Consider the following 22,020-nt stretch of genomic DNA (forward strand, 5'->3'; position numbering starts at 1 on the left):
CTCTCGCCGGCCATCTTCCTGGCGGCGGCCATGCTGCTCTGCTCGGTCGTCTCGCTGGCGCTGGGCACCTCCTGGGGCACGGTCGGCACGGTCGGCCTGGCGCTGATGGGCATCGGCGCGGGCTTCGACATCCCGATGTACTGGACCGCCGGCGCGGTGGTGTCGGGCGCCTTCTTCGGCGACAAGATCTCGCCGCTGTCGGATACCACGAACCTCGCCCCGGCGGTCACCGGCACGGACGTCTTCTCGCATATCAAGAACATGATGCCGACGACGATCCCGGCGATGCTGATCGCCTTCGTCATCTACCTGGTGGCGGGCTTCACCCTGATCGACGACGATGGCGCCTCCTTCGAGCGGATCGATGCCATCACCGCCGCGCTGCAGGCGAACTTCACCATCTCGGCCTGGCTGCTGCTGCCGGCGGTGCTGGTGATCGCGCTCGCGGTCAAGCGCATGCCGCCCATCCCGTCGCTGTTCGCCGGCGCCCTGGCCGGGGCGGTCACCGCCATGCTCGTGCAGGGGGTCGGCGTGCACGATGTGCTGACCTATGCCAACAGCGGCTATTCGATCGATACCGGCGTCGCCGCCATCGACAGCCTGCTCAACCGCGGCGGCATCCAGTCGATGATGTGGACCATCTCGCTGGTGCTCATCGCGCTGGGCTTCGGCGGTGCGCTGGAGAAGACCGGCTGCCTGGAGGCGATCATCCGCGCGATCATGACCAAGGTGCGTAGCTTCAAGGGAGTGCAGACCGCGGCGGTGCTGACCTCGGTGTCCACCAACCTGGTCGCCGGCGACCCCTACCTCTCCATCGCCCTGCCCGGCCGCATGTACGCCCCCACCTACCGCGGCATGGGCTATTCGACCCTCAACCTGTCCCGCGCCATCGAGGAAGGCGGAACGCTCATCTCGCCGCTGATCCCGTGGAACGCCGGCGGGGCCTTCGTGATCAGTGCCCTGGCGCTCGGCATCGCCGACGGCAATGTCGAGAACCTGCTGTACATTCCGCTGGCCTTCGCCTGCTGGCTGTCCCCGGTGATCGGCCTGGTCTATGCGCAGACCGGCCTGTTCTCCCCCCGCGCCAGCGAGGAGGAACGGCAACTCTGGCAGGACCAGGGCGAGGCCATCGCCACCGACCTGGGGGCCGCCGGCCCGGCCGGCGAAGCGCCCATCGCCAGCCCGCGGCCGTCGAGCTGACCACCGCCCCGCCCCATGGCGGGGCCACGAAGACCGAAGCCCAGCGGCCAGGCCGCTGGGCTTCGTGGTTGATCCGGGCCTATCGCCGATGCGTCGGACCGCTGCTAAAGCAGGCTCGTACCACACCAGCCCCCGTGGGAGCTGGCTTTAGCCGGCGATTGGCGCCGCAGGCGCCCGGTGTGTGGACCTCGCCATCGCTCCATCAGCCGGCCAGGGCCGCCAGCACCCGCTCCCGGGAGGCGGTCTCGCGCTCGGCGTAGAGCATCAGTTCATCGGTGACCGGGGCACCGAGCGCCGCTTCGAAGGCATCGCGGTTGGCGTTGCCGGCATAGGCCTCGTTCTGGCCGCCCCCGAGGTTCGACTGGAAGATCCCCGCCGCGCTCACCGGCAGGAAGTCCTCGTAGGTGATCGGACGGGCCTTCACCAGGCCACGGGCGATCAGCGCCTCCAGATCCCGAGTAGCCACCGGGCCGGCCGCCTCGCCCGCCTCGGTCAGCCGGTAGTCGAAGAAGGCCAGCCCCTCGCGGCGCAGCACCTCCTCGTCATCGGGGAAATCGGCGAAGAGCTCGGCGAGTGCCTGCTGGTGCGCCTCGTTGTCGCGCCCCACGCCGCGGCGACGCGCCTCGCCGAGCAGGCGGTCGTAGCGCTCACGTCCCCTGGCGGTCAGCGCCATGCCGCGCTGTTCGATCTCGCCGAAGCGGGCGGTGTGGGTGCCCTGACGCTCGCCGGCGAAGCGAATCGGCTCCTCCAGCGCCCTGAAGCTGGTCTGGCGCAGCAGGATCGGGCAGTCACGGCGAGGGGGCCCCTCGATCACCGCCTTGGAATTCATGCCGACCGCGGGCATGCGCCGCTGCACCTCATCGATGTCCAGGGTGCGCGGGGTCAGGTGGTTGATATGGGGGCCACGGAAGCAGACCACATCGGCGATCAGGCGATGCTCGTCTTGCAGCGCCGTATAGGTGTCCAGGTCCACCGTGGCATCACGATGCCAGCGGAAGGTCTCCAGCGCCTCGGCCACGAAACGCTCGACCTGTTCCTCGCTCAGCGCGCCCTGGGCCTCGTACCGTTCGATCAGCTCGCGCACGCCGGGGGTGAAGATATCCCGGCTGGCCAGAATGGCCTCGGCACGCCGACGCAGCGACTCGTTCTCGATCAGCTCGAGGCGCAGCAGCGAGGTGAAGATGCGGAAGGGGTTGAGCGCCAACGCCGCGTCGTCGATGGGACGGAAGGCGGTGGAGTGCACCGGAACGCCCGCCTCGGAGAGGTCGTAATAGCCCACCGGGTGCATGCCCATCACGGCGAACAACCGACGCAGCATGGCCAGCTCCGCGGCGCTGCCCACCCGGATGGCGCCATGGCGCTCGACATCCAGGCGATCGAGCTCATGCTGCTCGGCCAGGCGTGCTGCCAGGGCGGGGTCGGCGGCCAGCGTCTCCCGGTTGACCTCGTCAACGAGCGTCAGCAGGGTCGCGTACTGGGGGACTTCGGCCTGGTACATGGCCGACATGGCCCGGGAGAAGCGCTGGCGGATCTCATCCGGGGAAAGATAAACGGTCTGGGACATCATCAGGTTCTCGCGATTCCATGATAGTGAGCTTGAGTTGAACGTGCCGCAGCGCCCCCATCGGAGCCTGCAGCGGGTGACACCATGACAGTGCCGAGAGGCGCCAGCCGGGCGCTCATGGCTGCAGCGTCTCCAGCGCCTGCTCGATCCTGGTCAGCCCCTCATCGAGCACCTCCGGCTCGGTCGTCAAGGGCGCCAGCAAGCGCAGCACATTGCGCCGCCGACCGCTGGGCATCAGCAGCACGCCTGCCTTCCGTGCCGCCGTCAGCAGCGCCGCCAGATGCTCGGCACCGCTGGCCGACTCGGTATCCTCAAAGACGATGCCGCGCATCGCGCCAACACCGGTCATCGCCCCCAGCATCGGGAAGCGGCCACTCGCCTGCCAGCGCTGGTAGGCAGCCACGATGGCGGCCTCCTGTCGCGCCCCCCACTGGCCGAGCTGCGTCTCGGTCATCACCGCCATGACGGCACGCGCGGCCGCACAGGCCACGGCATTACCGGAATAGGTGCCGCCGAGGCCGCCCCTGGGCAGGCAGTCCATCAGCGCCGCCTTGCCCGCCACCGCCGCCAATGGCAGCCCCGCGGCCATGCTCTTGCCCATCAGCAGGAGGTCGGGCTCCACGCCCAGGCGGGGAAACGCGAAACGCCCCCCCGTGCGCCCGAAGCCGGACTGAATCTCATCGAAGATCAACACGATGCCATGGGCATCGCACAGCGCACGCAGGCGTTGTGCAAAGCGGGGGCAGAGCAGCCGAAAACCGCCCTCCCCCTGCACCGGCTCGACGATCACGCAGGCCACCGCATCGGCAGGCACCTCGACCTCGAACAGCCGGGTCAGGGCGTCCATCGCCTGGTCGCTCGTGACCCCGCTATCGGGGCTGGGGAATGGCAGATGATAGACCGGCCCCGGCAGCGTCCCCAGGCCACTCTTGTAGGGCTTGACCTTGCCGTTCAGGTTCAGGGCCGCCAGGGTGCGCCCGTGGAAACCGTCATCGAAGGCAATCACCGCCTGACGCCCCGTCGCTGCCCGTGAGACCTTCAAGGCGTTTTCCGTCGCCTCGGCCCCGCTATTCGTCAGCATGCAGGAAAGCGGATAGGCAACGGGCACGAAGGCATTCAGCTCCCGCGCCACCTCGAGATAGCCACGGTGGGGCAAGGCATTGAAGGCGGAGTGCATCAGCGTCTCGACCTGGGCCTGCACCGCCTCGACCACGGTCGGATGGCCATGCCCCAGATTCAGCACCCCGATGCCACCGATGAAGTCGATGTAACGGTTGCCTTCCTCGTCCCACACCTCGGCGTTGCGCCCTCGCGCGATGCACAGAGGGTGCATGATGCCGAGCGATGCACTGACATGATGAAGATCCATTGGGCGACTCATTCCCTTACCTGACGAACATGATGTCGATCATCAGAACAGAACCACCCGAGACGCCGCAAACGAAAAAAAATCCCCCAATTATTCCAAAAAGGAATCATTTAAAGAGGACACACCCCACAATCAACGTAGAAGAGGCCATAACAAGACGAAAAAAGGGAATGAGATAGAAGACAGATGCGGCTGGATGCGTCACCCATCGGGTCGTTCACGGAGAGGCACGAGGGGCACGAGGGGCACGAGGGGCACGAGGGGCACGAGGGGCACGAGGGGCACGAGAAGCCAGGAAACGCGCATGACCCGGTTGTCCACGATCACCGGGCAAGATCAGAGCACCCGGCAACTTTAGGTGCGTATTGAGTTGTGTCATCGGCCAAACGCAATGTCATCCAGGGTTGCCAGACGGGCGATAACATGAGGTTGGCCCCGTCGCTCGGCGATTCCCTTCTAGCGCAACAGCAAAGTGGCTAGTGAAGGTTCACTAACCTGAGGCTCTTCTCACACTTTTACCTTGTAATTCAGATCACGGGCCTCATCCCCCGTCATGCCTCTAAACCCCCAGCAATGTGCTGGTTGCTCGTTGATCGTCACCTCCAAATCCACAGGTGAAATACCAACCTCGGAGTGAACCCTTGAGAAGAGTGCCTTGATCAGGGCTTTCTGGGTTTCTATAGACCGCCCCTCCATCATATTGAGTTCAATGACGGTGTAGGCTGGAGTACGACCGCCCGGGTAATAGAAATCCTCTGCATCCATCGGGATGAAACGGTGCGCTCTTTTATCCTCCGGCATGCCGAGAACGGATTGCATACACCCATGAATCACATCAGACAGCTGCGCCTTGATGGGGTTGAGGTGTTCCCTGATTCCGTAGATGAGTATCACGATGCCTCCTGCAATAGGTGTAACGAGCAATTTCCATGAAACCAGTACGCTGCCTGGTCCATCATGTGTCGCACCGAGCGGCGGCCATCGGCATGGTGTCGGATATGAAGCCTAATGCCCAGAGGCCGCCAGCGAGCCCCCGGCCACCATGAAGAGACCGCCGGTGGCCCGATTGAACGCCTTGACCCGACCGGGACGATTGAACCAGCGGCCCAGGCCCGAGCCCATGGCGGCATAGATCGACATCAGGGTCGTATCGATCACCAACCAGGTCAGCGCCAGGATGGCGAACTGCACTAGTTGGGGCTCCCCGACGGCGATGAAATTGGGAAACAGCGCCGCGAAGAACAGCAGATCTTTGGGGTTGCTGACACCCACCATGAAACCATGGCGAAACAGCCTGCCAATGGATGCTTTCGGCGCCTGCGGATCCGGCACCGCACTGTCCAGCTCGGGGGAAGGCGGCTGCGGCCTGGCCCGCCAGGCCTGTATGCCGAGAAAGATCAGGTAGCCGCCACCCACCACCTTCAGGAGGGAGAAGGCCGTCTCCGAGGCCGCCAGGATAGCGCCCAGCCCCAACGCCGAGACCAGCATCAAGACCAGCGAGGCCAGACCGCCCCCCAGCACCGTGGCGGTTGCCCGGTGACGGCCGAACTTGAGGCCATGGCTCGTACATAGCAGCGCCACCGGGCCGGGAAAGACGATCAAGGCGGTGATCACGCCGACATAGGTAATCCAGGTCAATCCATCCACTGTGAACTCCCTTTCCCCGACACGCCTCGTCCTGAGGCGAGATTTCCGGGTTTTCCCGACGTTGACGGCATGTTCGCCGACTAAAGGCGCCGAGGCCCGCCCCTATGGGGTCAGACCCCAGCCGAGTTACCAGGCTTGTCATCGTGCCGTAGCGAGGGGATTCGACACCGCCGGGGTCTGACCCCCTAGGGCCTCCCAGCGCTGGCAGCCCTCAGGCTCTGCCCCATGCGGCCATGGGACGAGCATAAAGAAACCCGGCGGCTGACGCGACCGCACCGCCGAGCAGAATCAGGTCGCGAGCCGGTCGCCGATCACGGGAACGCTCCGCGGCGACCGAAACGATCAGGCCCGGGTGACGTAGCGCAGGATCTCGACCACCTGGTCGGTGGTGGTGGCCCAGGCCATGGCCGCGGCGTCGACTTCCTTGAGCGGATGGATGATCTCCTCGCCGTGCAGGGTGACGTAGGGCTTGCCCAGGGCCGCGCAGTAGCCGGCGTCGAAGGCCGCGTTCCACTGCTTGTACTTGTCGCCGAAGCGCACCACCACCAGGTCGCTCTGCTCGATCAGCGTCTTGGTGCGGATGGCGTTGACCTTGGACGACTTGTGGTCGCGCCAGAAGGGCTGGCTCTCCTCGCCCAGGTGGTCGCCGGCGGCGTCGCTGGCGTCGTGGTCGGTCACCGCCGAGGTGAAGACGATGTCCAGGCCAGCGGCCTCGGCGCCGCGGCGGATCTCGTCGCGCCAGTCGGTGTGGATCTCGCCGGAGAGATAGACGTAAAAGCTCATGCGGAGGCTCCAGATGATGAATCGAGAGCGTCATGATAGCTCATCGAGCCATGTTTACGGAAATTGCTTCCATGTTCATGACCACACGGGATCTCGCCGCGGCGCCATCGAAGAACGTCGAGCCGATCGTCAGGCGGGCGGGTCGGGCTCCGCCAGCAGGCGATAGCCGATCCCCGCCTCGGTCTGCAGCAGGTACGGCGCCTGGGGGTCGTCGCCGAGCTTGTGGCGCAGCCTGCTGACCACGATGCGCAGGTAGTGGGTATCGTGGGCATGAGTCGGCCCCCACACCTCGCGCAGCAGTTGGGTCTGGGTCACCACACGCCCGGCGTGCCGCACCAGGCGCTCCAGCACGGCATACTCCTTCGGCGTCAGGTGCACCGGCGCGTCGTCGAGGCTGACTCGCCGGGCGCCGAGGTCGATGACCAGGCCGGCGCGGCGATAGCGCAATGCCGCCGGATCATCACGGGCTGTTCCGTGGTGGCGCAGCAGCGAGCGCACCCGCGCCAGCAGCTCCTGGATGCCGAACGGCTTGGTGACATAGTCGTTGGCGCCGGTGTCCAGCGCCTGCACCTTCTCGGCCTCGTGCCCGCGCACCGAGACCACGATCACCGGGACCGAGCTGCGGGAGCGCAGCGCATCCAGCACCGTCTGGCCGTCCATGTCGGGGAGTCCCAGATCCAGCAGCACCAGGTCGGGCGCCTCGTCCAGGGCACGCGACACTCCCTCGGCGCCGGTCGCGGCCTCGAGCACCTCGAACCCCTGGGAGACCAGGCTGATACGCAGGAAGCGGCGAATCTGCGGCTCGTCGTCGACGATCAGCACCCGTTGGCGATCAGTCATCATCGCGGTCCCCCCCTTCGTCAGCCGGCAGCGGCAGGTGCATCACGATACTGGTGCCGATGCCGCCGGGCCCGGGTTTCGCATCGATGCCGCCGCCATGGGCGCCGAGCATGCCACGGCAGATGGCCAGGCCGAGGCCGGTACCGTAGCGGCTGCGGTCGCCCTCGCCGCCGGTGAAGAACATGTCGAATACCGCCTCGCGGAGTTCGGGAGCGATGCCCGGCCCCTGGTCGGTCACGCTGACCTCGAGTTGCCGCTGCGCGGCGTCGAGGCGGGCGTGGATGCCGACCCGGCCACCGGGTGGCGAGAAACGCGCGGCGTTGTCGATCACGTTGACCAGGGCCTGCTCGATCAGCGCGGGGTGCACGTGCAGCAGTGGCAGGTCCTCGGGCCAGTCACGCTCGATCTCCAGGCCCTCGAGCGTGGGGCCCAGCCGCCGCAGGGCGGCGGCCACCAGGTCATCCAGCGAGATCCAGTCCCGCTCGATCCGCAGGCCGCCATGCCCCAGGCGCGTCATGTCGAGCAGGTTCTGGATGTAGCGGTTGAGCCGCTCGCTCTCGCTCAGGATGCCTTCGAGCAGCTCATGCCTGTCCTGCCGGCTCAGTTGCGGCTCGAGATCACGCAGCGAGCTGGCCGAGCCGATGATCGAGGCCAGCGGCGTGCGCAGATCGTGGGAGACCGACGACAGCAGGGCCGAACGCAGCCGTTCGTTCTCCTCGGACAGTCGCGCCGTGCCCAGCTCGCCGACCAGGCGGGTACGCTCCAGGGCCATGGTCAGTTGACTGGACAACGCCTCGATCAGCGCCTCCTGATCGGGTCCCGGGGGCGTCTCGCGCACCGCCAGCTTGAGGGCCACGATGCCCAGCACTCGCCCCTGCTCCACCAGGGGCAACAGTCGCCACTGCTGGTCGGGCAGGTTCTCGGTGCCGCGGCCGCTGGGCTGGCGATGCTGCCAGCTCCAGCCCGCCGCCGTCAGCGCCCCCGTGTCCAGGGTCATGCCGGGCGGGGCCGCGTGGCGGATCGTCAGGTCGGCGCCCTCCTCATCCCGGTCGAGCAGCACCACCGGAACGCCCAGCCAGCGCTCCAGCGACGTGACCCCGATATCGCCCACCTGGTCCCGGTCGGTGGCGGCCGACAAGGCGCGGGCATAGGTCAGCAACCGGTGGGTCTGTTCCCGGCTGGAGCGCAACGCCAGCAACCGGCGTCGCCCGCTGCCGGCGAGTTGGCCGACCACCACCGCCACCAGCAGGAAGAAGACCACGGTGAGCAGCTGTCCGTGCTCGACGATGGCCAGGGAGAAGCGCGGCTGGGTGAAGAAGAAGTTGAAGGCCAGGAAGCCGAGCGCGGCACTGAGCATCGCTGACCGGGTGCCGGCCAGGGTGGCACTGGCCAGCACCGCGGCGAGGAACACCAGCGACAGGTTGGCCAGCTCCAGCCAGGCGTCCAGCGCTCCGGCCACGGCCACGGCGCCCAGGATGCTGAGCAGGGCCACCACCGGCTCGCGCCAGCGCAGCGGCTGCCAGGCGTGCCGCGGCCGGAAGCGCGGGCGCTGCCGGGCCTCCGCGACCACCACCAGGTCGAAGGTCCCACCGCGGCGCAGCAGCTGCTCGGCGAGGGTGCGGCGCCAGACACGCCAGCCGGAAGGCCGGGAACAGCCCACCAGCAGGGTGGCAATGCGATGTTCGCGGGCATAGTCGTGCAACTCCGCGGCCCGGTCCTTCCCCTGGAGCACCCGGGTCTCGCCGCCCAGCCGGTGCACCATGGCGAAGTCCTTTTCCAGCACCAGCCGGCGTTCGGAGTCGTCGCGGCCGTTGTCCACGTGTATCGCTCGCCAGCGCACGCCGTCGCGCTCGGCCAGGCGATGGGCGGTGCGCACCAGGGCGGCGTCCTCGCTGCCGCCGCTGAGCGCCACCAGCAGGCGCACGCCTTTCACCGCCCCCCGGCGAACTTGCTCGGCATCGCCTGGCGCTGCCGCGGGTGGCGGATCACTGGCGGGGCGTGATTCGGGAGTGGCGTTCATCGATCCGGTCGTCCTCGAGGTCGGGGAATTCGTCAGCCTACTGGCGCCAGAACATCGGCGTCAGCAATACCAGCACGGTGAGGATCTCGAGCCGTCCCAGCAGCATGCCCACGCAGAGCAGCCATTTGGCGGCCTCCGGCAGCGACGCGAAATTGCCGGCGGGGCCGATGGTGTCGCCAAGCCCCGGGCCGACGTTGGCCACGGCCGTGGCGGCCCCGGAAAGCGCCGTGGTGAAATCCAGCCCCATCATGGCCAGGCCCAGGGCCAGCCCGGCGATGGTGAGGAAGAAGAAGAACGAGAAGGCCACCACGCCGCGGGTGATGTCGTCGGTCAGCGGCTGATTGTTGTAGCGCGAGGCGAAGATGCCATGGGCATGGATCAGGAAGCGCAGCTGGTTGCGCAGCAGGATCGCCGCCACCTGGAAGCGGAAGATCTTCATGCCGCCGCTGGTGGAGCCACTGCAGCCGCCGACGAAGGTCAGGTAGAAGAAGGCCACGACGGCCAGTGCCCCCCAGGCACTGTAGTCGTCCGACGCATAGCCGGTGGTGGTGACCACGGAGATGACGTTGAAGGCGACATGGGTCAGCGCCTCGAAGGGCGGCGTGCCCAGCCATATCCGCCAGCCGGTCAGCACCAGGATCACCACCGCGAGCAGCAGCAGCAGCCCCTGCACCTGCTGGTCGCGCCACAGCGCCAGGCGCGACCCACGCAGGAAACGGATATAGAGCACGAAGGGCAAGGCCCCGGCGAGCATGAAGAGGCTGCCCATCCACAGCAGGAGGGGACTGTCGGCGTAGGCGCCGAAGGAGGCATCGGAATTGGCGAAGCCCCCGGTGGCCAGTGAGGTCATGGCGTGCACCACGGCATCCAGCGGCGCCATGCCGCCGAGCCAGTAGGCGAGCATGGCCGCTAAGGTGAAACCGCAGTAGATGCCGAGGGTCGCCTTGGCGATGCCGCCGGTGCGCGGCATCACCTTGTCCGACCAGTCCGAGGACTCGGTATGGAACAGGCGCATGCCACCCACCTTGAGGAACGGCAGGATGGCGATGCCCATGACGATGATGCCGATGCCACCGAGCCACTGCATGATGCCGCGCCACAGCTTGAGGCCATCGGACAGGAACTCGATGCCCACCAGAATCGTCGACCCGGTGGTGGTGATCGCCGACACCGACTCGAACACCGCATTGGTGAAGGAGAGCCGGGATGCCGCCAGCACCAGCGGCAGGCTGGCAAACCCGCTGATGGTGACCCAGCTCAGGGTGGTGAGCACGAACATCTGCCACGGCTTGAGTTCGACACTCACGTTCATCGTGGCCAGCCAGGTCAGCGCCACCGCGGCCAGCACGATGGCAATCGACAGGCCGAACGCCATGGCGTCGGGCTCCCCCTCGATCACCAGCACCGCCCAGGGCAGCACCATGAACAGGGCCAACACCAGCCACAGTACCGACAACACCTTGAATACCGGGGCCCAGTCCTGGACACGGCCCCCCACACGCAAGAACAGCGAATTCATCGCGGGAACGAGCGCCCCCTGTATCCGTGATCGCGCCAAGGGCGGACACCCCTGCCCGGCAACCGAGCGCCAGACAGGGCACCAAGGGGGTCATCGAATCACGCCTGACTCTAAAAAATCCGTAAAACTTCGAGCACGGGAAGACCCTTCTGGCGTCTCGCCGTCACCACGGCGCCGCCGATGGGAACTCCACTGCCCCGGGACTGACACCCTGTAAGTCATTCGACTGATGCCTGAATCGATACCATAAACTGACAAATACCAACCTAAGACATTGCCCATACAGCGTTGTAGCTAATGGCTTACATATACCGCCCGATTGGGCTGACATGCAGCCTCGTGCTCGACGGTTAAAGTGCCAGGGTGGCTCACGCAAGCACCCTGCATAGCTTCTGTGAGTTTCCCTGCCTTGGCCCGCCTCCCCCCGGCGGGCCTTTTTCTTTTTGCCACCGCACGCCCCTGGGCACTTCCACGGCCTGGCAGGCCGGCAACGAGGACCACAGGTAAGGCGTCCCTACAATCGCCGGGTCTCGATGACGTAGCCGATGATGGGGTAGCCCGCCCGCCTGGCGGCCTTCTCGGCTTCCAGCTGTGCTTCGAGCCGGGAGATACTGGAGGAGACATGCTCGAATACGGTGTCCATCTCGAGTTGCTTCTTGCGCACCGCCAGCTTGACGATGTGCCCGGTCTTGAAGGATTCGGCCGGCTGCCCCTCCGGGTCGGGCCTGGCGGCGTCCTTGACCTTCGGCTGAGCCGGTTTCTGCTCCGTCCTCTTTTCGGGCTTCAGGAAGGCGTCGATCTCACGACGCATGTTCTGCTCAAAATCAGTCAGTTCTGTGGTCATCGTCTCTCCATCAGCGACATAGTCGCGCCGAACATACCAGAAAATCAGCACCAACAGCCACTCGCATATATATCGAGAATAGCCCTCATCGACTGCGAAACGTTATATGTCAGGCATTCCCTTAGTCCCCTTTCAAGCGGGCATTAACAGGTCATGAACCTGCTCCTGGAACGCCCATGGCTACGAAACTTCATTGTCTGTCGCACCCGGAAGACAGGGCGACGCCGGTAACCGGCGCGGTTTGACAGGCGCTTCGCTTCTCGCCTACTATCGAGAATGATTTTCGTTACCATTCTATCGAGCCCTGGCCTCCATGAACGCGGAACGCCCCAAGGTGTACTACACCGCCGTCTTTCTGCACGTCTCCTTCCAGGCGATCAAGCACTCCATGGCTGGCGGCGGGAAGCGCGATAGCCTGCCCTGCTGGCTCGACACCGGCCTGCTCATGATGCTCTCGCGGGAGCTGCGCGACTGCCGTGACCTGGCCGGTTCGTCCGACGACATCCGGCAGGCGCTGGATGCGGCCTGCTACCAGTGCGGTCTGCTGCTCGCCCAGTGCCCGGGCGCACTGAACAGCACGCTCTGCCACCAGCACCTGGACGCCATCCTCCAGCCCCTGCAGCAAGCCATCGAGATGCTCGCCGCACCACCGGGCACCTCGCCGGCCAGCTTCTGGCAGGCCACGGCACGGCGCCTGAGGCGCGGCTGGCGGCGCTGAACCGCTTCCCGCTCAGGGGTGGCCAGCGCCACCCGCTTGCCGGGCGGCGTAATCATGACACCACTCGAGGTACTCCGCCGTGGGCAGCGCCGGTGAAAAGTAGAACCCTTGTGCCTGATCACAGCCCAGTTCGCGTAGACACTCATGCTGTCCCGAGGTTTCCACCCCTTCGGCGGTCACCACCAACCCCAGGGCATGGCCCACGTCGATCATGCAGGCCATCAGATCGCGTGCTCGCTTGTCTTCTTCCAGACCCACGACAAAGGCCCGGTCGATCTTGAGGCCCGTGATGGGCAGGTGCCGAAGGTATTCGAACGACGCGAAACCGGTGCCGAAGTCGTCGATGCTCACCCCCACGCCGAAATCGCGTAGTCGCTGTATGGCCTCGGACGCCGCCCCCAGATCGCCGATCAGGGCGCTTTCGGTGATCTCCACCTCCAGCGTATACCGCTGTGAACGGGATCGCTCGGCGAGTTCCTTGACGACGTTCAGCACCTCCTCGTCATAAAGGTTATGCACCGAGAGGTTGATGCTCAGCTCGCCAAGGTCCCTGTCCCTTTCGGCAAACCGGCTCGCCTCCTCGACCACGAAGCGGGAGACAGGAGTGATCAGGGTCGTGTTCTCGACCTTGGGCATGAACATCCCCGGCGGGATCAGGCGACCGTCGCTGCCACGCCAGCGAATCAGTCCCTCGCAGCCGCACACCCTGCCGTCGGCAAGGCGAATCTTGGGCTGATAGTGCAGTTCGAACTCGCCCTCGGCCAGGCCTTTCCTCACCCGGGCGATCAAGCGTATCGCCTGCACCGTGCGCCGACTGAAGGCGGGAGAATAACTGCTGTGGGATAGCCGCCTTTCGATGGCGGCGAACATGGCGGTCCTCGCCTCGCGAATCAACGTCTCGGGCGAGTCCTCCCCACTCGTTGAAATGCTGCTGCCCATCACCAGCTGTACTCGAACGGGCACCCGCTGTATCTGCAGGCTCTCCTCCCCCATCTCGACCAACCGGTTGGCGATGCGTGGCAGGTCCTCCGCCTCGATGTCATGCACGATGAGCGCCAGCTCGGCATTGCTGAACCGGTAGGCCGTCGCCCCATCGCGAATCGCCTGACGCAGGCGCTCGCCAATGGCGAGGACCAATTCATCGGAGGCATCCATGCCCATGGCCTCCATGATGTCCGTGATATCGGTGATCCTGACCAGCATCAGCCCTACCGACTTCCCCCCCTTCTGCTGCGACAGGCTCTTCAGGAGATCCTCTTCCAGGGCAACCGTATTGGGTAGCCCCGAGCGGGGATCGATGCGGGCGATCGCGACCCGCTCCTCGGCCGCTCGGCGCCGCGACTGAAACAACCAGCCGGCCGCCCCGCCCAGGAGGAGGTACATGGCGGCGCGCATCAGCCAGTTGCTCGGCATCTGCGAGATCCCTGCCTCGACATTCAATGGCATGAACGCCATCAGCACGCCGGCGGCCAGGGCCACGCTCAGCCCACCGGGCAACAGATACCAGGCGGCGCCCAGCAGCACCGGAATCAGCAGCAAGTAGGGGTAAGCGTAGGTGGTTCCTCCCGTGACATAGACCACCAGACTACCCAGCATCAGGAGCAGCCCCAGGGCTCCGAGGTTCATGGCGTGCTTTACCAGCGACGGGGGCGTCTCGAGGGATTGGCGACTCAGGTTCTGCATAGGCCTGGCAATGAACTCCATATCGAACCATCCTTTTCATTCCTGGTGCTTACATCGATCTCCTGTACCTCTGTGATCAGTCATTCGCGGGAACACTCGCCGACGCATGTAAGCGTATGTCACTGGACGGGCAGCGCCAGCGGTGAAATCAACGCTGGTTCGGTAGCCCAGGGGAACGATCGCTGCCTGGTCGAGGATCGCCCTATCGATGATCATACCCGGGCGAGCCCCTCCGCGAGGTGGGACTGACCTTCTCTGCCTGGGTTTCAGCCGTAATCTGTACGCTGCTTCCCTTCCCACAAGGACGAGACATGTCACCGGCCGACACCCTCCGCCTGATCCTGCTCTCCTCGCTGTGGGGCATGTCGTTCATCTTCATGCGGGTGGCGGTGCCGGAGTTCGGGCCCGTGCCGCTGATCCTGGTGCGCATGGGGGTGGGGGCGGCGTTGCTGATTCCCCTGCTGCTGAGCCTGCGCTACCTGAGGCTGGTGTGGCAGAACAAGGGCGGCCTGCTGCTGCTGGGGCTGGTCAACCACGTGCTGCCCTTCTCGCTGCTGGCGCTCGCCACCACACGATTGGAGGCCGGTTTCACCTCGCTGATCAACGCCACCACGCCGATCTTCACCGCCCTGCTGGGGGCCCTGTTCTTCGCCACCCCGGTGCTGCGCCAGCAGTACCTGGGCCTGGCCATGGCCTTCTTCGGGGTCTATGTGCTCTCGGCCGATCGGCTGGACTTCGCCCTCGGCGGCGACGGCTGGTTCATCCTCGCCGTGCTGGGCGCCACCTTCTGCTACGGGGTGGCCACCAACTACTCGAAGACCTACCTGTCGCACCTGCCGGTGCGGGTGCTGGCCGCGGGCAGTACCGCCATGTCGGCGCTGATCCTGCTGCTACCCGGCCTGGTGCTGTGGCCCGCCGAGCCGATCAGCGGCCTGGCCTGGGCCAACGGCCTGGGGCTGGCTGTGCTGAGTACCACCCTGGCCTTCCTGCTCTACTTCGGGCTGATCGCCAGCGCCGGGGCCACAGCCACCTCCACGGTCACCTTCCTGGTGCCGGTGAGCGCGCTGATCTGGGGCTACCTGCTGCTGGGCGAGCGGCTCAGCCTGCAGATCCTGGTCGGCATGCTGATCACCCTGCTCGGCACCGCCATCGCCACCCGCATGATCCAGCTGGGCCGTCGGGGAGTGGCATAGCGGCGTAGACTACCCTCGAGGCTACCAGTCAACCGGGGGGAGAGCATGGCCGATGCCACTTTCCGTTTCCATGCCGAGTTGAACGACTTCCTGCCGCGTGAGAGGCGCGGCAGGACCTTCGGCCATGCCATGACCCGCCGAACCTCGATCAAGGACGCGATCGAGGCGCTCGGCGTGCCGCACACCGAGGTCGACGTCATCCTGGTCGATGGGGTCTCGGTGGGTTTCGAGCATCTGCTCGACGCGGGGGCGGCGCCCCGAGTCGTGGTCTACCCCTGGTCGCTGACGCCCTCCCTCGCCGAGGTGCGCCATTTGCGGCCGCGGCCGCCGATGCCGCCGCGCTGGGTGCTGGACGTCCACCTGGGGCGGCTGGCGGGCTATCTGCGTCTGCTCGGCTTCGACTGCCACTACCGCAACGATGCCACCGACGGCGAACTGGCCGCCTGCACCGACGAGGAGGGCCGCATCCTGCTCACCCGCGACCGTCCCCTGCTCAAGCGCAAGCGCATCCGGCTGGCCCACTTCGTGCGCGCCGATACGCCGCGCCGCCAGCTCGCGGAGGTGTGCGCGGTCTTCGACCTCTACGACGCCTTCGCGCCCTTCACCCGCTGCAGCCACTGCAATGGCCTGCTCGTCCCGGTGGCGAAGGCCGAGGTGGCCCACCGGCTCGAACCGCTGACGAAGCGGTACGTCGATGACTTCCTGCACTGCGAGGGGTGCGGCCAGCTCTACTGGCACGGCAGCCATCTGATCAAGATGCGCGAGCTGGTGGCGGAGCTGTACCAGGTTCGTCCCGCCACTCTATCGGGCGCTCCTCCGCCATCCCCCAGGTAGGGAGGAGGCCGCCCCTGGCACCGCCGCTCGCGATCGCTGCTTATCGGGTCACCGTGAGGCCACCCGCTGCGCCGCCACCGGCACGAAATAGAAATCCCCGCCTTCATGACCCGCGGCCCGTATCGGACGCATTTCCGGTGTCTGCCCCTCCGTGCCGGATGCCCGTCGGCGCACGTTGACGGCCACCTGGGCGAACAACATGTTCTCGCGCAGCACCTCCTGGTTGCTCTCCAGCACCTCGATCAGTGACCGGGAGAAGAGCGAGTGTGGCCTGTCGGTACGATCGGGCACCGGCCGTTCGCCGCCCGAGGAGATGACGATGCGGGAGCGGCGCTGAAGCCCGGCGCGGATCTCTTCGGCGCTCAGCTGTCGCTGGCCGCTGCCCAGCAGCAGGGAGCTGGAGTCCGACGCCATGCTGCTGGCGAATACCGAATCGGCCAGCACCAGGATGGAGCGCGCCTGGATCCGGTCCAGGTGGTCACTGACCACGGCATTGTTGATCCAGCGCACCAGACGCTCCGCTTCGGCATCCACCGGCAGCCAGTAACTCCGCTGTCGTCGGCCATCCTCGCGGTTCGAGCGATTGCCATGGCCGGCATAGTAGATCAGCAGGTTGTCCTGCTCGCCCATCCGGTCATGGAGATCATTCAGCGCCGACATGATCTGGACCTGGTCGGCATTCGGCAGAAAGGTCACGTTGAAGCCATAGCGATTTTCCAGCAGCTGCTGGATGCGTTGGGCATCGGTCAGCGGCGACTCCAGGTCTTCCAGGTAGAGATACTCCTGATTGCCGATCACCAGCGCGAAGTAGCGACCGAAGTCGATGCCGGCGAAGCTGGCCGGCCCGCGAACGGCGGGCGCGTCGGGCTCCGGCTCGGCGCTGGCCGGTGCCTGCGCTTCCGGCTCCGCCTCCGGCAGCTCGCGGATCTGGGCCACCAGGGCTTCCCGCTCCTGGCTGGCGCGCTGGAACAGCGTCTCGAGGGTGTCGACCTGGCTGCGGGCGTCTTCCAATTGCTCGGCCAGCTCCCGGGCTCGGGCATCCGCGTCGGCCGCACCGGCCGTCGCTTCGGCCTGTGCCAGGCGCTGCTGAAGCTCGTCCCGCTCCCGGGTCAGGCGCTGGAGCTGCTGCTGCAGGGTCCGGGCCTGCCGTTCCGCCTGATCCACCCGAGCATCGAGCTGCGCCCGCAGCGCCTCCATCTCTTCGGTCACGTCGGAGCGAAAGACCAGGGGATCCTCGGTCGCCCCGGAGGCCCGGCGATACAGGTTCAATGCCCGGGTCCTGTCCTGCTCGACCCCCAGCCCCTGTTCGTGGAGGAACCCCAGGTTGATCTGGGCGCGGGCATAGCCCTGGTCGGCCGCACGCCGATACCAGGTGGCGGCGGAGACGTAGTCCGGCTCCTGCCCCAGGCCCTTCTCGAAGATCTCGCCCACATAGTTCTGTGCCTCCGGGTCACCGGCCTCGGCATGTTCCAGCCACACGTTCAATGCCGTGCGGTAGTCGGCCCGGTCATAGGCGACATACTCCCCACCGCGGATACGGCAGTCCTGCGCGGTGGTGCGTATCGCCCGGCGCGGCGTGAGGAAGGTGGTTCCCCCCAACCGCCGCACCTGCCCCGTCAGCAGGCAATCGACGATGTAGAGATCCTCCACCGAGGCGCCCTGGGCATCGAGGTCCGTCCCGACCATCGCCCCATTGGGCGCACAGCCGGCAAGCAACAGGGCGGCCCCCGCCAGCCAGGCAGGAGACGCACGGGAGAGACGCTGCCGGGAAGCAGAGCTATGATCGATAGCACGAACGGATTTCACGGGACACTCCCTGCGTCAGGCTTTCATTTCATGGATGGCACATCCCGCCCCTCGACCCCGCCGAGTCTCGGCCGTGCTCGGCGATTCTGTCGCGGCAAGCTGACACGGCTCGCAAGCCTGCTGATCAGTATAGTGCTTGTCACTGCCTGCTCCAGCCCGGCCCAGCGCTACAACGCCGCCGCCGACGCGCGCTCGTACGTGGTGAGAAGCGTCCCGGCCGCCCCTTTCCGGGTCACCGCCTACCTGGCCCCCGCGGAACGGCCGTCGGCACGGCCGTGGCATGTCTACCTGACCGGAGACGGCACGCCCTGGGAGCGTGGCCGCCATCCGAGCCAGGATCCCACCCCCCGCCGGCCGATGGCGCTCGAGCTGATGGACCGCGACCCGGGACCGCGGCTGCTCCTTCACCGGCCCTGCTACGGCCGCCACCCGCCGGATCCGGCCTGCCACCCCGGGCTGTGGACCGGCGGGCGCTACGGCGAATCGGTGGTCGATGCCATGGACCGGGCGCTAGATCGCCTGGTGGCAGAGCTGGAGATCGACGGCGTGGTGCTGGTCGGCTACAGCGGTGGCGGCCTGCTGGCACGACTGCTGGCCGGGCGCCGGGAGGATGTCCGGGCGTTGGTCACCATCGCCGCCAACCTGGACCACTCGGCCTGGACACGCCGCCACGGGTACCTACCGTTGGAGGGATCGCTGCGCCTTGTCGATGAGCTGCCACTGGACGCGCGAGTCCTGCAGTGGCACCTGGTCGGTGCACGGGATCCCGTGGTGCCGCCGGGCATGGTGCGACAGGCCGCACGCCACGACCCCCATGCCCGGGTGGAGGTGGTCGACGGCGTCGACCACCGTTGCTGCTGGGTCGAGGCGTGGCCCAGGTTGCTGGAGCGCCTGGACGAGGAGCTGGCGGCTACTAGTCATCGAGGCGAGCATCGAGCTCATCGATGGCCTCGTTGAGCCGCTCCCGGCGCGTGCCCAGCTCGGAGCGCGCCAGGGATTCCATGCTGATGCGCAGCAGTTCCAGCGAGAACTCGTCCAGGTCGTCGCGCTGCGCCTCACTCAGATAGTGATCCGTCACTGCGTCGGTGCGCCGATCCACCAGCACCCTCAGGCGGTTGCGATCCCGACCGCTGATGTCTTCGCGCTCCGCCGCCTGCTCCCAGGCGAGGGTGTAGTGACGATGGGCCTGGGGGACGTCGCCGGCCTCCAGATATTCGTTACCCTGGACGATGTGCTCCCGGGAGCTCTCCAGGCTCGGCGGCAGGTCATCCAGCGTCACCAGGATGTCGCTCTCGCGTATCAGTAGCCACCAGGAGATCAGGGCCCCCAGCGCCAGCACGCCGAGCGCGGCGATCACGGTCCGGCCCAGCTTGGCGGGCGGCTGGATGGCCTGCAGGAACTGGCCGGCATCGGCAAAACGCTCCGCCCGGTCGAAGGCCAGGCTGCGGGCGATGGCGCGCGACACTCGCTTTGGCATCCGATGCAACACCGGCGGCTTCATGCCCCGGCGGGCGGCCTCGTCGGCCGGCAGCTTGCGCCCGGATGCATCGCGATAGGGATGCAGGCCGGTCAGCAGCTCATGGGCGACGCAGCCCAGCGCATAGACGTCATCCGGCGGCTCCGGCACCTCGCCGGCCAGCATTTCCGGGCTGGCATAGGCGGGGGTGATGGCCCCGATGGTGGCCGGATCGAAACGGGTGTGCTCACCGCCCTCCACCTCGGCCGTCACGCGGGCGGCCCTGGCGATGCCGAAGTCGAGGATCTTGGCGTTGCCCTCCCGGGTCAGGAAGACGTTGCCAGGCTTGAGGTCGGAATGGACGATGCCTTCCTGATGGGCATAGGCCAGGCCTCGCGACATGCGCTCGATGATCTGCAAGGCCTCCTTCCGTGGCAGGCCACCGGCGGCGGCGCGGCGGCGGATGACCACGTCCAGCGGCTCGCCCTGCAGGTATTCCATGGTCATGAAGACCCGGGTGCCGTCGCGATCGAAGTCGTAGACGGTGACGATATTCGGATGGGCGAGGCGCTGGGCCTTCTTCGCTTCGCGCTGCAACGCCACCAGGGAGTCGGGATGCTGGCGGAACTCGTCGCTGAGTAGCTTCAGGGCCACATGGGGCTGGCTGTCCTGGGCCTCCTCCTTGCGCAGGTCACGGGCCTTGTAGACCGCGCCCATGCCCCCCTGCCCCAGCAGCGCCTCGAGCACGAAGCGCTCCTTGATTACGGCGCCCGGCTCGATGACGATCGTGGAGGGCGGCCCCCAGGCCTCCGGACGAGACCAGTTGGATACCGCTCCACGGCGCTGCGCGGTGTCACCGGCGGGCCGGGTCGCCTCCTCGCCAGTGCCCCCCACCCGGGTGGCATCGGAGGATGACGCCTCGTCGCCCCTGGCGACACCGCCCGACAGCCGGGTTCGCTGCTCGGCATCGCCGCCAGGTGTGTCGTCCTTCCGGTCTTTCATCAGCGGCTCCCTCACGGGCAGTCAACGACCTCAATCGACAATCTCACTCCACAAGCTCAGTCCACAAAGACGGCCACGGCCGTACAGTTATCCCTGGCCTCGCCCTCCAGCACCGCTCTCAGCAAGGTGTCGACCACCTCCCGGGGGGAATCGCCCTGTAGGGCGGACTGGATGACGTCTGGCGCCACGAAACCATGCACGCCGTCCGAGCAGAGCAGGAAGCGGTCGCCCGACCGCAGGTCGGAAAAGTGGCTCTCCAGGTCCAGCTCCGCCGCGGCCCCGACGGCCCGGGTGATCACATTGGCCTGCGGATGGGTACTGGCCTCGGCGGCCTCCAGCTCGCCACGCTCGATGAGGTCCTGAACCACACTGTGGTCCCGGGTGCACTGGGTCAGGTGACCATCGCGCAGGCGATAGAGGCGGCTGTCGCCCGCCCATAGCCAGCAACACTCCTCGACACCCGTCAGCAGCACCACCACCGTGCTGGCACTGGTCACCGGCCGCTCCGGCCGATGCGCCGCATGCCAGAGGTGCCGGTTGGCCAGCACCAGCACGTCGCGCAGGGCATTGACACGCTCCTGCAGCTCGCCTCCGTGGGCGGCCTGCTGGAGCCCATCGATCACGCTGCGGCTGGCCTCATCGCCGGCCTCGTGCCCGCCGACCCCATCCGCCACGGCCCACAGCCGGAGATCCGGGCGGTCCAGGCAGGCGTCCTCGTTCACCTTGCGCACCTTGCCGACATGGCTGACGCTCGCCGAGCACAGGCGCGGCAGGTGCAGGGAGGGGGCATCCTGCACCGCCGCCCGGGGGGCCTGCCAACGCACCACACGACTCTCCCAGCCATGGCTCTGCCACTCGCCATCGAGCATGGCGGCGAAACGTTCGGGTTCAGGTAACGCGGCCTGCAGCAGCAGGCAGGGCGGGATCCGACGGGACCCCTCGGTCCACCACAGGCTGAAGCCCTGCTGGCGACCCAGCAGCGCCTGCTGCATCGCCAGCAGGGCGGGGACCAGTTGCTCCAGCGACTCGAGGGCGAAGCAGGTGGGGCCCTGCAGCGGGGCCAGCAGGCGGCTGGCGGCATCGGCGACCCAGGGCTGCAGCCGCTCCCCATGGGCGCTCACCGCCTGGTCGAACTGCTCGAGATCGACCGCCGGGTCATCTTCCAGCGCGCTCATGGCCAGCGCCTCGAGCTCCTCGAACCAGGCCCCTTCCTGCACCGCCAGGCCGAACAGCGAGCTCTCCGCGGGCAGGGTCCCGACCAGGGTCAGCGGGTAATAGCGCCCCACCGCATCGACGCTGGGCATCAGGATCCCGGTCGCGGGTTTCTCGCCGCACACGCCGGCGGACACGGCAAAGCGCCATAGCGGACTGGTCAGGTAGGCGTCCAGCCAGCCCTCGCCGAGGAGCCGGTGGGAGTCGTGCAGGCAGCGGGACAGCCAGGCGTCCCAGACCGCCAGGAACTCGCCGGCCACCCGCCGACGGACGAAATCCCCCCGGCACGGCAGCTTGCCGTGGAACCCCAAGGCAATGCCCCGAGCCATG

At 66.9% G+C, this 22,020-nt stretch carries 18 protein-coding genes; 5 read left to right on the forward strand and 13 right to left on the reverse strand.

Features of this window, described 5'->3' with window-relative positions; genetic code table 11:
• Positions 1-1,200 (forward strand): Na+/H+ antiporter NhaC family protein (locus QLQ85_RS02485; protein ID WP_282737542.1); only part of this gene is annotated, 1,200 nt, incomplete at its 5' end.
• A 202-nt stretch (positions 1,201-1,402) separates the two neighbouring features.
• Here QLQ85_RS02485 and hglS read toward each other — a convergent pair.
• The 9 genes from hglS to QLQ85_RS02530 form a co-directional block, all read right to left on the reverse strand.
• Positions 1,403-2,764: a 2-oxoadipate dioxygenase/decarboxylase HglS gene (gene hglS, locus QLQ85_RS02490; RefSeq protein WP_282737567.1), complete on the reverse strand. Its 1,362-nt coding sequence runs from the start codon at positions 2,762-2,764 to the stop codon at positions 1,403-1,405.
• 115 nt (positions 2,765-2,879) lie between these two features.
• A complete protein-coding gene (locus QLQ85_RS02495) occupies positions 2,880-4,133 on the reverse strand; it encodes a 2-aminoadipate transaminase (RefSeq protein ID WP_282737543.1) in 1,254 nt (417 codons plus the stop codon).
• A 507-nt stretch (positions 4,134-4,640) separates the two neighbouring features.
• Complete coding sequence (locus QLQ85_RS02500; protein ID WP_282737544.1) at positions 4,641-5,027, reverse strand: tautomerase family protein; 387 nt, start codon at positions 5,025-5,027, stop codon at positions 4,641-4,643.
• Between the two features lie 111 nt (positions 5,028-5,138).
• Positions 5,139-5,780 (reverse strand): LysE family translocator, encoded by a 642-nt coding sequence (locus QLQ85_RS02505; RefSeq protein ID WP_282737545.1) that lies wholly within the window; start codon positions 5,778-5,780, stop codon positions 5,139-5,141.
• A 342-nt stretch (positions 5,781-6,122) separates the two neighbouring features.
• Positions 6,123-6,563, reverse strand: coding sequence for a YtoQ family protein (locus QLQ85_RS02510; RefSeq protein WP_110285508.1), 441 nt, complete (start codon positions 6,561-6,563; stop codon positions 6,123-6,125).
• Positions 6,564-6,692: 129 nt separating this feature from the next.
• Positions 6,693-7,406 (reverse strand): response regulator, encoded by a 714-nt coding sequence (locus QLQ85_RS02515; RefSeq protein WP_282737546.1) that lies wholly within the window; start codon positions 7,404-7,406, stop codon positions 6,693-6,695.
• Positions 7,396-9,423 (reverse strand): ATP-binding protein, encoded by a 2,028-nt coding sequence (locus QLQ85_RS02520; protein ID WP_282737547.1) that lies wholly within the window; start codon positions 9,421-9,423, stop codon positions 7,396-7,398. The genes QLQ85_RS02515 and QLQ85_RS02520 overlap by 11 nt, the downstream gene beginning before the upstream one ends.
• Before the next feature lie 37 nt (positions 9,424-9,460).
• Complete coding sequence (gene trkI / locus QLQ85_RS02525; protein WP_282737548.1) at positions 9,461-10,942, reverse strand: Trk system potassium transporter TrkI; 1,482 nt, start codon at positions 10,940-10,942, stop codon at positions 9,461-9,463.
• A 514-nt stretch (positions 10,943-11,456) separates the two neighbouring features.
• The gene (locus QLQ85_RS02530) at positions 11,457-11,840 is read right to left on the reverse strand and encodes a hypothetical protein (RefSeq protein ID WP_282737549.1); all 384 of its coding nucleotides are present in this window, start codon (positions 11,838-11,840) and stop codon (positions 11,457-11,459) included.
• A gap of 259 nt (positions 11,841-12,099) precedes the next feature.
• Between QLQ85_RS02530 and QLQ85_RS02535 the strand changes: the two genes are divergently transcribed.
• Entirely contained in the window at positions 12,100-12,504 is a 405-nt protein-coding gene (locus QLQ85_RS02535) for a hypothetical protein (RefSeq protein ID WP_282737550.1), read from the forward strand.
• A 12-nt stretch (positions 12,505-12,516) separates the two neighbouring features.
• Here QLQ85_RS02535 and QLQ85_RS02540 read toward each other — a convergent pair whose 3' ends face one another.
• A complete protein-coding gene (locus QLQ85_RS02540) occupies positions 12,517-14,130 on the reverse strand; it encodes a putative bifunctional diguanylate cyclase/phosphodiesterase (RefSeq protein WP_282737551.1) in 1,614 nt (537 codons plus the stop codon).
• A gap of 368 nt (positions 14,131-14,498) precedes the next feature.
• Between QLQ85_RS02540 and QLQ85_RS02545 the strand changes: the two genes are divergently transcribed.
• Together QLQ85_RS02545 and QLQ85_RS02550 are read left to right on the forward strand one after the other, a co-directional pair.
• Positions 14,499-15,380, forward strand: a complete 882-nt coding sequence (locus QLQ85_RS02545) for a DMT family transporter (RefSeq protein ID WP_282737552.1) — start codon at positions 14,499-14,501, stop codon at positions 15,378-15,380.
• A gap of 45 nt (positions 15,381-15,425) precedes the next feature.
• Entirely contained in the window at positions 15,426-16,214 is a 789-nt protein-coding gene (locus tag QLQ85_RS02550) for a Mut7-C RNAse domain-containing protein (protein ID WP_282737553.1), read from the forward strand.
• A gap of 48 nt (positions 16,215-16,262) precedes the next feature.
• Here the strand turns inward: QLQ85_RS02550 and QLQ85_RS02555 are convergent, their stop codons facing one another.
• Complete coding sequence (locus QLQ85_RS02555; RefSeq protein ID WP_282737554.1) at positions 16,263-18,020, reverse strand: caspase family protein; 1,758 nt, start codon at positions 18,018-18,020, stop codon at positions 16,263-16,265.
• A gap of 30 nt (positions 18,021-18,050) precedes the next feature.
• Here QLQ85_RS02555 and QLQ85_RS02560 point away from each other — a divergent pair, with 30 nt between their 5' ends.
• Positions 18,051-18,977 (forward strand): alpha/beta fold hydrolase, encoded by a 927-nt coding sequence (locus QLQ85_RS02560; protein ID WP_282737555.1) that lies wholly within the window; start codon positions 18,051-18,053, stop codon positions 18,975-18,977.
• On the opposite strand, the gene QLQ85_RS02565 is transcribed toward QLQ85_RS02560, so the two are convergent.
• Together QLQ85_RS02565 and tagF are read right to left on the reverse strand one after the other, a co-directional pair.
• Positions 18,934-20,478, reverse strand: a complete 1,545-nt coding sequence (locus tag QLQ85_RS02565; protein ID WP_282737556.1) for a serine/threonine-protein kinase — start codon at positions 20,476-20,478, stop codon at positions 18,934-18,936. The genes QLQ85_RS02560 and QLQ85_RS02565 overlap by 44 nt on opposite strands.
• Positions 20,479-20,534: 56 nt before the next feature.
• Complete coding sequence (gene tagF / locus QLQ85_RS02570) at positions 20,535-22,019, reverse strand: type VI secretion system-associated protein TagF (RefSeq protein WP_282737557.1); 1,485 nt, start codon at positions 22,017-22,019, stop codon at positions 20,535-20,537.
• Position 22,020: the final 1 nt, after the last annotated feature.

It is taken from the genome of Halomonas kalidii (assembly GCF_030010475.1).
Taxonomy (GTDB): Bacteria; Pseudomonadota; Gammaproteobacteria; order Pseudomonadales; family Halomonadaceae; genus Halomonas; species Halomonas heilongjiangensis.